We start from the raw sequence: 12,000 nt of genomic DNA, 5'->3' as shown, positions 1-12,000 counted from the left end.
CTATGGAAGCCGCCGTTCTGAAGCAGACGAGGGAGCTCGCCGTGGGCGACACCTTGGTCAGCGTGACCGGCGGGGTCTACGAGATCACCCGGGTCGCGCGCGTCGGCCGCGGCATCCGCGTGCAGTACGTGACGTCCGACGGTCGCACCGGGCGGTTCACCGCTGCGCCCGACGCCGTGTCGCGGGTGCGCCCAGCATCCTCGCTCACCGTCGCGTGACGTGCGGCGCCATCGCGCTCACGCCGCGGCGGCCTCGGGGAGCCCGCCTTCGATCACCTCGATGATCGCCGGGTCGTCGGGCTGCACCGTCGGACGGAACCGGCGCACCTCGCCCGACGGCAGCACGATGAACTTCTCGAAGTTCCACGTCACGCGGCCGGCCCTGCCGGCGGTATCCGGTGTCTTCCTGAGCTCGTCGTAGAGCGGATGCCGCTTCGGACCGTTGACCTTCACCTTGGCCATGAGCGGGAACGAGACGCCGTAGGTCATCGAGCAGAACGCCTTGATGTCGTCGGCGTCGCCCGGCTCCTGACCGGCGAACTGGTTGCAGGGGAAGCCCAGCACCGTGAACCCGCGCTCGCCGTACTCGCGTTGCAGCGCCTCGAGCTTCTCGTACTGCGGCGTGAGGCCGCAGCGGGACGCGACGTTCACCACCATCACGACCTGGTCGTCGTATTCGGCGAGCGAGGTCGCGTCGCCGTCGATGGTCATGAGGGGGATGTCTCGAAGGTCCACCACTCGAGCGTAACCCGGGCTTCCAGAATCCGACTGCGTCGGAGCTGCGGACTCGCCGTGACGAACGATGAAGCCCGACCGTCCAGCAGGCGGCTGAGCGTTCTCCGCGAAGGTCACCCGTTCGGGTGAGGCGCCGAGGTGTCGCCGAGGCCCAGACTGGTCGGCATGACGACGCGAAGGGTGCATTCATCGAAGTCGAACGAGGGACAGTCATGATTTCTGTCCAGTCCCAGGTCGGTTCCGGATCCGAAGGTAGCCCGAGATCCGCATCGACGACCACGAAACTGACGGCGGTGCTTGGCACGCTGGCGCTGCTCGCATTCGCGGTGGTGAACGTCATGTTCGAGGGAACGAACCACTTCGCGAACGGGCCACTGGCCGCCTACGCCTCCGGCCTGACCATCATGAACTGGCTGGTGGTGATCCTCAAGGTGTTCGGAGCAGGGGTCTTGATGCTCTCGGTCAGCAAGCGGGCGAATGCGTTCGCGCCGAACGTGATGACGCTGCTGCTCTGGGGCGCTTTCGGGACATTCGTCATCTATGCGCTCGGCTCAGTCGGCCAGGCTGTCGCGATAGCGACCGGGATCACCGGAAGTTCCGACGAAATCGATGCAGCCGGCGTCATCTACCTGCTCGGTACTCTCTTCTTCGCAACATGCTTCGGTATCGTGGCCGTCTCCTACTCTCGACGCACGATGTGGCGGCCGATCCCGATCGCGGTCGGCATTCTCGGTGCGCCGATTCTCCTCGCCGGCGTCCTGGTGCTCGTGCCCACACTGTTGGTTGTCCTCGGCATCATGCCACCGCCGTAAGCTCGGTGCCGCGAGTCGGCCACCGCACCGGCCCGGTTCCTCGATCGCGGACATCAGCGACCGACGTGCTGCCGCGTTGGAGCTTGCCCGCCGCGGAGCTTGCCGCTGCCGTCGAGCCGACGGAAGCGCAGCGTGATGTGCACCCGACCTTCTGCCAAGGGGTCTCGTAAACCGGAAGAACCCCTGAGAACTTCGCGTTCATCAGGGGTTTTGGTGGATCTGAGGGGACTCGAACCCCTGACCCCCTGCATGCCATGCAGGTGCGCTACCAGCTGCGCCACAGACCCGTGCGCCCCGCTTCGGGGCAACAAAACGAGCTTACACCAGCGCGCGCCCTCGCAAGAAATCGAGCGAGCCTCAGCCGGCGACTGCTCCGAACGTCAGTTCCCGGCGGCCAGTAACGGGGCCACCGGCACGACCGGGCAGTCGCTCCACAGGCGCTCGAGGCCGTAGTAGAGCCGCTCCTCGCGGTGGAAGACATGCACCACGAGGTCGCCGAAGTCGAGGAGGATCCAGCGCCCGCCGGAGTGACCCTCGCGCCGGAGCGTCTTCGCGCCGGCGTCCCGCATGACGTCTTCGATCTCGTCGGCGATCGCGATCACGTTGCGCTCGGACGTGCCCGTGACGAGGAGGAACACGTCGGTGAACGGCAGCGGCCCGGACACGTCGAGGGCGACGAGATCTTCGCCGCCCTTCGCGTCGGCTGCACGCACGGCGAGTGCGAGCGAGTCGAGTGCCTGGTCGGATGCGGTCATACGCTCACTTCCGGAGATGGGGAATCGGAGATCGGAGATGGATTCGGAGGCCCGGATCAGAAGAGCCCGGCGACGGCCCCGATGACGAGGGTCGCGACGACGCCGAGCGCGAGCACGCCGGCGGTGACGGCGAGCACGAGCGGAACGTTCATGCCCTCCTTCTTCGGCGGCGCCATCATCGCGCGAGCGGCACTCTGGGTGCTGATCGCCCGGGTGGCGGAGACGGGCACGCCCATGCCGGCGCTGTCCTCCACCTGATCGAACAGCCGGTCGACATCGGAGGAGTCGATCTGGCTCGGGTGCGCGCCAGTCGCACCGAAGCTGCGCGGCAGGTCGATCGAGCCCGTCACGATCACCTCGCCGCTCTGGGCGATGGAGCCTCCCATCTGGCCGTGGTCGGGCAGCGTGGGAAGGATCAGTGCGTTCGTGGTCGTCGGCACGCCGTGGCTCATGCCGCCCCGGGAGAGGAGCTGGTCGAACGGCTCCGCCCGCTCGACGGGAGCGTGCAGTTGATCGGTCCAGTGTCCGACGGGCTTCGGTGTGGCCAACGGCTCGTCGGCGAGGGCCGACTCCGCCACCTGATGCGGCGCGGGAGCCCGCATGGGCACGGGCTGCGGCGGGAACGGCGCGGCCTGCTGCGGCGCAGCGGGTGCCGGCGAGGGCGCCTGGGCGACGGGCTCGTCGTCGAAGTCGAACTCGTCGAAACCCTCGCCCGAGTGCGCATCGAGCATCGCGCGCAGTTCACGCCGGGTGAGCGTGCGCTCTGGCGTGGTCGGCTCGGGAACCGGAGCCTGCGCCCGCTGCGGGACGGGCGCGACGGGCTCAGGGCGCGGCGCGAACGGATTCGGGGGCGGGGGCGCCGCGATCGCTCCACCGAACGGAGCGCCCTGGTCGCCGTAGCCGCCCGACGGCCGCGGGGCGTTGTACCCGGGAGGAGGCGTGGGAGCTGACGCGGGCGCGTGCGGCGAGACGGCGGGCTGCACGGGCGCCGGCCGGGGAATCGAGGCCGGTACGACTGGCGCGGGCTGCGGAGCGGCAGCCGGAGGGTACGCCTGTTGGGGAGGCGACGGCGCGGGGGCGGCGGGTGCCGCAGCGGCATCCGGGGTCGACGACTCGGCCTGCTGAGCCAGCAGACGTTCGCGCTCGCGCATCTCGCGGCGCGTCAGCGGCGGTTCCTGCGACGACGTCATTCGACACTCCGATAGAGGTGGTGCTTGGAGATGTACTGGACGACCCCATCGGGCACCAAGTACCACACCGGGAAGCCCCGGCGCACCCTGTCCCGGCAGTCGGTCGACGAGATCGCAAGTGCCGGAACCTCCAACAAGCTTACGTCCTGCTCGGGTAATCCCGAAACAGACAGCACATGTCCCGGACGACTCACAGCAACGAAATGCGCGAGTTCCCAGAGCTCCGCGACGTCCTTCCACGACAGGATCTGCGCGATGGCGTCGGCTCCGGTGATGAAGTACAGGTCGGCGTCGGGCCGCTCACGCCGGATGTCGCGGAGCGTGTCGATCGTGAACGTCGGCTTCTTGCGCTCGATGTCGACCCGGCTCACGGTGAACCGCGGGTTCGACGCCGTCGCGATGACGGTCATGAGGTAGCGATGCTCGGGCGGCGTGACCTGCGACTTGTACGTCGTCGCGCCGGTCGGGACGAAGACGACCTCATCGAGGTCGTGCGACTGCGCCACCTCACTCGCGGCGACGAGGTGCCCGTGGTGGATGGGGTCGAACGTGCCGCCCATCACGCCGATGCGAGGTCGGCGCCGGACGCGCGTCGTCACGCGAGAACCCGCTCAGTGGCCGCCGTGCTCGCCCCCGCCGTGACGGAGGGCGTAAGCCTCGGCCTTCGACCGGTGACGGTTGGCGACATCCCGATAGGAGGCCGTGACGAAGGCCAGGGCCGCGAAGCCGATGAGGGCGATCACGCCGAACATCCAGGATTCGATCGGGAGTTCCCTCGCATGCACCGTCTCGGTCAGTACCGTGCCGGTCAGCACCGCGGTCGTGAGGCTCATTCGCCGTTCCTTTCGAATCCTTCGGGTCGTGCTCGTGTCATTCTAGCGAGGTCAGGCGCGCGCGTGTCCGGCGCCGCGCACGAGCCACTTGGTGCTCGTGAGCTCGGGCAGGCCCATGGGGCCTCTCGCATGCAGCTTCTGGGTGGAGATGCCCACCTCCGCGCCGAAGCCGAACTCGGCGCCGTCGGTGAACCTCGTCGACGCGTTCACCATGACGGCGGCCGCGTCGACCTCGTTGAGGAACCGTTCGGCGTTCGCGAGGTCGTTCGTGATGATCGACTCGGTGTGCTTCGTGGAGAACCGGCGGATGTGCTCGAGCGCATCGTCCATCGAGTCGACGATGCCGACCGAGAGGTCGAGGCTCATGTGCTCGGTCGCCCAGTCCTCCTCGGTGACCGGCACGGCCTCTGGGCGAAGGGCCCGCACCCGCTCGTCGGCGTGCACGGTGACTCCGGATGCCTCGAGCCGGTCGAGCACCGACGGAAGCAGCCGCTCCGCGGCCTCGCGGTGCACCAGTAGGGTCTCGAGGGCGTTGCAGACGCTCGGCCGCTGCACCTTGGCGTTGTGCACGAGTTCGACCGCCCAGTCCTCGCGCGCGCTCGCGTCGAGGTACATGTGCACGACGCCGGCACCGGTCTCGATGACGGGGACCTTCGCCTCGTCGACCACGGCGCGGATGAGGTTCGCGCTGCCGCGCGGGATGAGCACGTCGACGTAGTCGCGGGCCTGCATGAGGTGCCGGGCGCCTGCGCGACCGAAATCGTCGACCGTCTGCACGGCGTCGGCGGGCAGGCCGACCGAGTCGAGCGCGTCGCGGAGCACGCCGACGAGCACGCGGTTGGTCTGCTCGGCCGCGGTGCCGCCGCGCAGTACGACGGCGTTGCCGCTCTTCAGCGCGAGCACGGCGATGTCGATGGTGACGTTCGGCCGGGCCTCGTAGATGGCGCCGACGACGCCGAGGGGCACGCGCACCTGGTCGATGCGAACGCCATTCGGCAGGGAACGCCCGCTGACGGTCTCGCCGATGGGGTCGGTGAGCGCGATGACCTCGATCACGGCGTCGGCGAGGGCGCCGACGCGCCGCTCGTCGAGCGTGAGCCGGTCGAGCAGGCCCGTCGCCAGGCCCGCCTCACGGCCGGCCTCGAGGTCGAGCCGGTTCGCGGCGATGATCTCGTCGGTGCGGGCGCGAAGCAGGTCGGCCACGCGTTCGAGCGCGGCATCCTTCTCGGCCGTCGTCGCCTGGGCGAGGCGGTAGGACGCGTCCTTCGCGGCGGCCAGACGAGCGTCGATCACCGCGGTGTCGAGGTCGGGGTGCTCCATGGTTCCAGCCTAGGCGAGCATGGCGTCGGCGGTCGTCGCGTGACGGCCCGGACCGGCGTCGAACCAGGTGCCGATCTCCTCGCCCGCGAGCGCCTCCGAAACGAGTGTCGTCGCCGTGATGAGCACGGCCGCCCCGGACTCGGCGGCGATGCGGGCCGCGGAGACCTTCGTCTCCGCTCCCCCGGTGCCGACGCCGGCGCGACCGATGGAGCCGATCTCGACGCCCGCGAGCGCGTCGCCGAAGGGCACGTGCGCGATGCGTTCCGCGCCCTCGAGGTGCGGGGGCTTCGTGTAGAGCGCATCGACGTCGGAGAGGAGGACGAGCAGGTCGGCGCCGATGAGCTCGGCGACGAGCGCGGCCAGGCGGTCGTTGTCGCCGAAGCGGATCTCGTGCGTCGCGACCGTGTCGTTCTCGTTCACGATCGGGAGGATGCGCAGCGCGAGCAGCCGGTCCATGGCGCGTTGCGCGTTCGAGCGCGGCGTCGCGTGCTCGAGGTCGCCCGCGGTCAGCAGCACCTGGCCGGCGACGATGCCGTACCGGTCGAGCGAGTCCTGGTAGCGGAAGACGAGCAGGTTCTGGCCGACGGATGCCGCGGCCTGCTGTGTCGCGAGGTCCGTCGGACGCTCGTCGAGCCGAAGGTACGGCATGCCCGTGGCGATGGCGCCCGAGGAGACGAGCACGACTTCGGTGCCGCGCTCGTGGGCGCCGGCGAGGGCGTCGACGAGCGGACCGATCTGCCCGGCGTTCTCGCCGCTGATCGATGACGAGCCGACCTTCACGACGATGCGCGTCGCGTTCGGGATGTCGGCCCGCGTGCGCGGGGTCACCGTTCGTCCTCCTCGCCTTCGTTCTCCGACCAGATGCCCGCCTCGCGCTCGCGTTCGAGTTCGGCGCGGGCCTCGGCCTTCGCGTCCATCCGCTCGTGGTACTCGCTGCGCCGCTCGGCGCGCGTGGCGCGGCGGTCCTCGTCGAGCCGGAAGTCGGAGCCGCGCGGCGCCGTGACGAGCTCCGCGGTCGACGTGAGGGTCGGCTCCCAGTCGAACACGACGCCCGAGCCGGGGCCGATCACGACGGTCGAGCCGGCGTCGGCGCCTGCCCGCACCAGCTCGTTCTCGACGCCGAGCCGGGCAAGCCGGTCGGCGAGGAAGCCGACGGCCTCGTCGTTCGTGAAGTCGGTCTGCGCCACCCAGCGCTCGGGCTTGGCGCCGAGCACGCGGTAGATCGTGCCATAGCTGCCGCCCTCGGCGCGCACCACGAAGTCCGCCTCGTTGACGGCCTTCGGGCGCATCACGATGCGGGGCGCGGCGGGTGCGGATGCCGCTTCGGCGCGCGCTCGGTCGACGAGCTCGCCGAGCGCGAATCCGAGCTGGCGCAGGCCCTCGTGGCTCACGGCCGAGATCTCGAACACGCGGTAACCGCGCGCCTCGAACTCGGCTCGCACGAGCTCGGCGAGATCCCGCGCCTCGGGCACGTCGATCTTGTTGAGCGCGACGAGCTGCGGACGCTCGAGCAAGGGCTTCTGGCCTTCGGGGACCTCGTACGCCGCCAGCTCGCGAAGGATGACCTCGAGGTCGCTGATCGGGTCGCGACCGGGCTCGAGGGTGGCGCAGTCGATGACGTGGAGCAGCGCCGAGCAGCGCTCCACGTGCCGCAGGAACTCGAGCCCGAGCCCCTTGCCCTCACTCGCGCCCTCGATGAGCCCGGGCACGTCGGCCACGGTGAAGCGGTGCTCGCCCGCCTCCACGACGCCGAGGTTCGGATGCAGCGTGGTGAACGGGTAGTCGGCGATCTTCGGCCTGGCCGCCGACAGCGCGGCGATGAGGCTCGACTTGCCCGCCGACGGGAAGCCGACGAGTGCGACATCCGCGATCGTCTTCAGCTCGAGCTTGACTTCCCCCTCGAACCCGGGGGTACCGAGCAGGGCGAAGCCGGGCGCCTTGCGCTTCGTCGAGGCGAGCGCGGCGTTGCCGAGGCCGCCCTGACCGCCGGGTGCGGCGATGAATCGCATGCCGGGCTCGTCGAGGTCGGCGAGTTCGGTGCCGTCGGGATCCTTCACGACGGTGCCGACCGGCACCGGAAGCTCGAGAGTCTCCCCCGCCGCTCCGGAGCGGTTGTCGCCCATACCGGGCTGGCCGTTCGCCGAGGAGCGGTGCGGGCGTCCGTGGTACGCGAGGAGGGTCGTGACCTGCGGGTCGGCGACGAGCACGATGTCCCCACCGTGGCCGCCGTTTCCCCCGTCGGGGCCGCCGAGCGGCTTGAATTTCTCACGGCGTACGGAGACGCAGCCGTTCCCGCCGTGACCGGCGCGCACGAACAGCGTCACCTCGTCGACGAAGCTGACCATGCTGCATCCTTCCTCAAGCTGAAATGCGTGAGGGCGAGCCGAAGCCCGCCCTCACGAAACCGCTCGACCGACTATTCGCCGGCCGCCACAATGTTGATGACCTTGCGGCCGCCCTTGGTGCCGAACTGCACGGCGCCCGCCTCGAGGGCGAAGAGGGTGTCGTCGCCACCGCGACCGACGCCCGCACCCGGGTGGAAGTGCGTGCCGCGCTGGCGGACGATGATCTCGCCGGCGCCGACGACCTGGCCGCCGAAGCGCTTCACGCCGAGGCGCTGGGCGTTCGAGTCACGACCGTTGCGAGTGGAGCTCGCTCCCTTTTTGTGTGCCATGTCTTCTCTCCTTGCGAGCCGCGGGCTACTTGATGCCGGTGATCTTGACGCGCGTGAGCTCCTGACGGTGGCCCTGGCGCTTCTTGTAGCCGGTCTTGTTCTTGAACTTCTGGATCACGATCTTGGGGCCGCGAAGGTCGTTCAGGACCTCAGCCGTGACCGTGATCTTCGCGAGCGACTTGGCGTCGGAGGTGATCTTCTCGCCGTCGACGAAGAGCACCGGGGTGAGCTGGACGTTGCCGTCCTTGTCAGCCTTGATGCGGTCCATCGTCACGATGGTGCCGACTTCGACCTTCTCCTGCCGGCCGCCGGCGCGCACTACTGCGTAAACCACTACTCGTACCTATCTCTGGGGAGCCGGAGCTCCGTAGCTTTGCATGTCACTGCCTGGGATGTCACTGCGCGCGAGACCCCAGCGGGAAGGAGGGTCGTCTGCCAGAAAACTGTGTGGGCACACCGGGATAAGCGGTGGCACCAACGGTCGAGTTTACACGGATGTCCCGTGGCCGGTCAAACGCGCGAACCGCGGGTCTCGCGGGCCCTCGCGCGTAGGATCGGCGACATGACGGTGCTCATCGACACGCCACTCTGGCCGAAGCACGGCACGGTGTGGGCGCATCTCGTGAGCGACCGGTCGATCGACGAGCTCCAGGCCTTCGCCGAGCGGGCCGGCCTTCCCCCACGTGGGTTCGACCTGGACCACTACGACGTGCCCGTCGAGCGATACGACGAGCTCGTGGCCGCCGGCGCAGAGCCTGTGTCGCCACGGGAGCTCGTCCGCCGGCTCGCCGCCAGCGGACTTCGGGTCACGCCGCGCGAGCGGCGCGCGCGGTCATCGTCCTGAAGGCGATTCCTCGGCCGCTGCCGAGGAGCCGTCGGCACGCGTGATGACCGGCGGACCGCCGGCCGGGCTGAGCGCCGCCGTCGACACCCGCCGACTGCGGGCACGGCCCTCGCCCGCCTTCTTGGGGGCGGGAAGCGCGTCGAGCATGGAGTCGAGGAGCACCTCGGCGTCTTCCACGCGCACCGGACGCTTGCGCTCCGCGGGGATCACCGGCGGGAGCTCGACGATCGGCACGTCCGGTGCGTCGTCGCGCGCAGACCGCTCGGCGGCGACGGGTGCCTCGGGTGCGACCGGCGTGCTCGTGGCATCCGATTCGACTGCAGCACCCTGCTCCTGCGTGACGCGGCGATGGCGCCCGCGTCGACGGCCCGAACCCGACGGCTGCGACTCTCCGGCGCCCGCGTCGCCGGCCTCGGCCGGAACCAGCGCGGGTGCCGCTCCACGCTCGGCCTCACGCGCTGCGGCGGGCAGGTCGGCCGGCCTGGGGTCGGCGTGTGGGATCGTCGAAGCGGCGATCTGCGCGAGCGCGTGCTTGACGTCCTCGGTGATCGCGTGCGTTCCGGTGTGCGCCTTGGGCTCGGGCGCGGACGCCTGCTGCTGGCCGCCGCGGCCACGACCGCGACCACGCTCGGGCTGCTGCGGCGCACGGTGCTTCATGATCGGCTCGTGGTGCACGAGGATCCCGCGCCCGGCGCAGACCTCGCAGGGCTCGCTGAACGACTCGAGCAGGCCCAGCCCGAGCTTCTTGCGGGTCATCTGCACGAGTCCGAGCGACGTGACCTCGGCGACCTGGTGCTTCGTGCGGTCGCGTGAGAGGCACTCGACGAGACGCCGGAGCACGAGGTCGCGGTTGGACTCCAGCACCATGTCGATGAAGTCGACGACGATGATGCCGCCGATGTCGCGGAGCCGCAGCTGGCGCACGATCTCCTCGGCCGCCTCGAGGTTGTTCTTGGTGACCGTCTCCTCGAGGTTGCCGCCCGAGCCGACGAACTTGCCCGTGTTGACGTCGACGACCGTCATGGCCTCGGTGCGGTCGATGACGAGCGAGCCGCCCGACGGCAGCCACACCTTGCGGTCGAGCGCCTTCTCGATCTGCTCCGTGATGCGGAACTCGTCGAACGCGTCGCGCTCGCCCGTGTACGCCTCGACGCGCTCGAGCAGGTCGGGCGCGACCGCGCGGAGGTAGCGCTCGATGGTGTCGCGCGCGTCGTCGCCCGCGATGATCATCTTCTGGAAGTCCTCGTTGAAGACGTCGCGCACGATCTTGATGAGCAGGTCGGGCTCCGAGTGCAGGAGCGCGGGCGCCTGCACCTTCTCGAGCTGCGTCGAGATGTCGGCCCACTGCGCGATGAGGCGGTTCACGTCGAGGGTGAGCTGCTCCTCGGTGGCGCCCTCGGCGGCCGTGCGCACGATGACGCCGACGTTCTCGGGGAGCACCTCCTTCAGGATCTTCTTCAGACGCGCGCGCTCGGTGTCGGGCAGCTTGCGGCTGATCCCGTTCATCGACCCGTTGGGCACGTAGACGAGGTACCGGCCGGGCAGCGACACCTGGCTCGTGAGCCGGGCGCCCTTGTGGCCCACGGGATCCTTCGTGACCTGCACGAGCACCCGGTCGCCGGGCTTCAGCGCGAGCTCGATGCGGCGGGGCTGGTTCTTCTCGCCGTTCTCGGCGGCGGCGTCCCAATCGACCTCGCCCGAGTAGAGCACGGCGTTGCGGCCGCGGCCGATGTCGACGAACGCGGCCTCCATGCTCGGCAGCACGTTCTGCACGCGACCCAGGTAGACGTTGCCGATGAGCGACGCATCCTGGTTTCGGGCCACGTAGTGCTCGACGAGCACGCCGTCTTCGAGGACGCCGATCTGGATCCGGCCGTCCTTCGCGCGTACGATCATCTGGCGATCGACCGACTCGCGGCGCGCGAGGAACTCGGCCTCGGTGATGACCGCGCGGCGACGACCCGCGTCGCGGCCGTCGCGGCGGCGCTGCTTCTTCGCCTCGAGTCGCGTGGAGCCCTTGACCTTCTGCGGCTCGGTGATGAGCTCGGGCTCGCGGGGTTTGCGCACCTTGACGACCGTGTTCACCGGCTCGTCGCCGGCGGCCCGGTTCTCCTCGCCGCTGCGGCGGCGGGAGCGACGGCGGACGCTCGACGCCTCCTCGTCGTCGGTTGCGCGCTCGGCCTCCTCGACGGGCGTGAACACGGGCGGCGCGTGGAAGATCAGCGAGGTGGTGGTGAGCGCAGCCGGGATCGGCGACGCCGGGGTCTCAGGCGTCGGCTCCGCCGGGGCGTCGGATGCCTCCGCCTGGGCCTCGTCGGACGGCTCGAGCGCCGTGGCATCCGTCGCCTGATCGCCCGTCGCCTCGTCGCTGAACGTCGCCTCGGGGGCCGACGCGTCGGCGACCGTCGCGTCGGTTGTGCTCGCCTCGGCGGTCGGTGCCTCGGGCTCCGCGGCGACCGCTTCGGCGGGCCCCTCGGGCTCCCTCGGCGCAGGCGACTCGTCGGTCGCCTCGGAACGTGGCTCCGTCACGCGACCGCGCCCCGCGCGACGGGCGCTGAAGAGGCCCACTCGTCGTCTCGGTGCGCTGTTGCCGCTTGCGGAATCGTTCGTGGTGTTGTCGTTGCCTTCCACCATCTCTGGTGCACTCCTACGACGGGTCGAGATGGCCGCGCCATCCGTCTCCCGTTCTCGTCTCGAGCGGTTCACGCCGTGTGCGGAACCGCCAATCCTTCACTGCTGCGACCGGCAGGATGCCTGTGTCGCCACGTCTCGCGGTGCATACGACCGCTCAGTCGGATGCGGTGCATCCTCAAAGCCTTCATTGGCGTCGTGCCGGGC

14 protein-coding genes and 1 tRNA gene are annotated in these 12,000 nt (G+C 69.9%); 3 read left to right on the top strand and 12 right to left on the bottom strand.

What is annotated here, in order from left to right:
- Positions 1-2 precede the first annotated feature (2 nt).
- Positions 3-218 (top strand): hypothetical protein, encoded by a 216-nt coding sequence (locus AB0K73_RS06620; RefSeq protein WP_360511850.1) that lies wholly within the window; start codon positions 3-5, stop codon positions 216-218.
- Between the two features lie 18 nt (positions 219-236).
- Here AB0K73_RS06620 and AB0K73_RS06615 read toward each other — a convergent pair whose 3' ends face one another.
- Positions 237-734 carry a glutathione peroxidase gene (locus tag AB0K73_RS06615; RefSeq protein ID WP_360511848.1) on the bottom strand — a complete coding sequence of 166 codons (498 nt, stop codon included), beginning with the start codon at positions 732-734 and terminating at the stop codon, positions 237-239.
- A gap of 212 nt (positions 735-946) precedes the next feature.
- Here AB0K73_RS06615 and AB0K73_RS06610 point away from each other — a divergent pair, with 212 nt between their 5' ends.
- The gene (locus AB0K73_RS06610; RefSeq protein ID WP_360511846.1) at positions 947-1,546 is read left to right on the top strand and encodes a hypothetical protein; all 600 of its coding nucleotides are present in this window, start codon (positions 947-949) and stop codon (positions 1,544-1,546) included.
- A gap of 211 nt (positions 1,547-1,757) precedes the next feature.
- Here the strand turns inward: AB0K73_RS06610 and AB0K73_RS06605 are convergent.
- The 10 genes from AB0K73_RS06605 to rplU all read right to left on the bottom strand — a co-directional run bounded on the left by AB0K73_RS06605 (position 1,758) and on the right by rplU (position 8,652).
- Positions 1,758-1,833: transfer RNA gene (locus tag AB0K73_RS06605), tRNA-Ala, on the bottom strand.
- Positions 1,834-1,926: 93 nt separating this feature from the next.
- Positions 1,927-2,301, bottom strand: coding sequence for a ribosome silencing factor (gene rsfS / locus AB0K73_RS06600; protein ID WP_360511844.1), 375 nt, complete (start codon positions 2,299-2,301; stop codon positions 1,927-1,929).
- A 56-nt stretch (positions 2,302-2,357) separates the two neighbouring features.
- Positions 2,358-3,491, bottom strand: coding sequence for a hypothetical protein (locus AB0K73_RS06595; protein WP_360511842.1), 1,134 nt, complete (start codon positions 3,489-3,491; stop codon positions 2,358-2,360).
- Positions 3,488-4,090, bottom strand: coding sequence for a nicotinate-nucleotide adenylyltransferase (gene nadD, locus AB0K73_RS06590; RefSeq protein WP_360511840.1), 603 nt, complete (start codon positions 4,088-4,090; stop codon positions 3,488-3,490). Before nadD ends, AB0K73_RS06595 begins: the two co-directional genes overlap by 4 nt.
- Before the next feature lie 12 nt (positions 4,091-4,102).
- Complete coding sequence (locus AB0K73_RS06585) at positions 4,103-4,324, bottom strand: hypothetical protein (RefSeq protein ID WP_360511838.1); 222 nt, start codon at positions 4,322-4,324, stop codon at positions 4,103-4,105.
- 51 nt (positions 4,325-4,375) lie between these two features.
- On the bottom strand, positions 4,376-5,644 hold the full coding sequence (locus AB0K73_RS06580) for a glutamate-5-semialdehyde dehydrogenase (RefSeq protein ID WP_360511836.1): 1,269 nt from the start codon (positions 5,642-5,644) through the stop codon (positions 4,376-4,378).
- Positions 5,645-5,653: 9 nt separating this feature from the next.
- Positions 5,654-6,472, bottom strand: a complete 819-nt coding sequence (gene proB / locus AB0K73_RS06575; RefSeq protein WP_360511834.1) for a glutamate 5-kinase — start codon at positions 6,470-6,472, stop codon at positions 5,654-5,656.
- Positions 6,469-7,989, bottom strand: a complete 1,521-nt coding sequence (gene obgE / locus AB0K73_RS06570; protein WP_360511832.1) for a GTPase ObgE — start codon at positions 7,987-7,989, stop codon at positions 6,469-6,471. Before obgE ends, proB begins: the two co-directional genes overlap by 4 nt.
- 71 nt (positions 7,990-8,060) lie before the next feature.
- Complete coding sequence (gene rpmA, locus AB0K73_RS06565) at positions 8,061-8,318, bottom strand: 50S ribosomal protein L27 (RefSeq protein WP_360511830.1); 258 nt, start codon at positions 8,316-8,318, stop codon at positions 8,061-8,063.
- A gap of 25 nt (positions 8,319-8,343) precedes the next feature.
- Positions 8,344-8,652, bottom strand: coding sequence for a 50S ribosomal protein L21 (rplU, locus tag AB0K73_RS06560; protein WP_360511828.1), 309 nt, complete (start codon positions 8,650-8,652; stop codon positions 8,344-8,346).
- Positions 8,653-8,880: 228 nt separating this feature from the next.
- On the opposite strand from rplU, the gene AB0K73_RS06555 reads away from it, so the two are divergent.
- Positions 8,881-9,162, top strand: coding sequence for a DUF4031 domain-containing protein (locus tag AB0K73_RS06555; RefSeq protein WP_360511826.1), 282 nt, complete (start codon positions 8,881-8,883; stop codon positions 9,160-9,162).
- Here the strand turns inward: AB0K73_RS06555 and AB0K73_RS06550 are convergent.
- Positions 9,151-11,796, bottom strand: a complete 2,646-nt coding sequence (locus AB0K73_RS06550) for an Rne/Rng family ribonuclease (RefSeq protein ID WP_360511824.1) — start codon at positions 11,794-11,796, stop codon at positions 9,151-9,153. The genes AB0K73_RS06555 and AB0K73_RS06550 overlap by 12 nt on opposite strands.
- Between the last annotated feature and the right edge of the window lie 204 nt (positions 11,797-12,000).

Origin of the sequence: Agromyces sp. NPDC052230 (genome assembly GCF_040679595.1) — a bacterium.
Classification (GTDB): domain Bacteria; phylum Actinomycetota; class Actinomycetes; order Actinomycetales; family Microbacteriaceae; genus Agromyces.
This window is presented reverse-complemented; position numbering and strand designations above follow the sequence as displayed.

Bases quoted from the DNA above. Each gene is read 5' to 3' on its own strand.
- rsfS (WP_360511844.1), bottom strand. From the start codon at position 2,301: ATGACCGCATCCGACCAGGCACTCGACTCGCTCGCACTCGCCGTGCGT.
- AB0K73_RS06620 (WP_360511850.1), top strand. From the start codon at position 3: ATGGAAGCCGCCGTTCTGAAGCAGACGAGGGAGCTCGCCGTGGGCGAC.
- AB0K73_RS06585 (WP_360511838.1), bottom strand. From the start codon at position 4,324: ATGAGCCTCACGACCGCGGTGCTGACCGGCACGGTACTGACCGAGACG.
- obgE (WP_360511832.1), bottom strand. From the start codon at position 7,989: ATGGTCAGCTTCGTCGACGAGGTGACGCTGTTCGTGCGCGCCGGTCAC.
- AB0K73_RS06595 (WP_360511842.1), bottom strand. From the start codon at position 3,491: ATGACGTCGTCGCAGGAACCGCCGCTGACGCGCCGCGAGATGCGCGAG.
- AB0K73_RS06550 (WP_360511824.1), bottom strand. From the start codon at position 11,796: ATGGTGGAAGGCAACGACAACACCACGAACGATTCCGCAAGCGGCAAC.
- AB0K73_RS06580 (WP_360511836.1), bottom strand. From the start codon at position 5,644: ATGGAGCACCCCGACCTCGACACCGCGGTGATCGACGCTCGTCTGGCC.
- AB0K73_RS06555 (WP_360511826.1), top strand. From the start codon at position 8,881: ATGACGGTGCTCATCGACACGCCACTCTGGCCGAAGCACGGCACGGTG.
- AB0K73_RS06610 (WP_360511846.1), top strand. From the start codon at position 947: ATGATTTCTGTCCAGTCCCAGGTCGGTTCCGGATCCGAAGGTAGCCCG.
- rpmA (WP_360511830.1), bottom strand. From the start codon at position 8,318: ATGGCACACAAAAAGGGAGCGAGCTCCACTCGCAACGGTCGTGACTCG.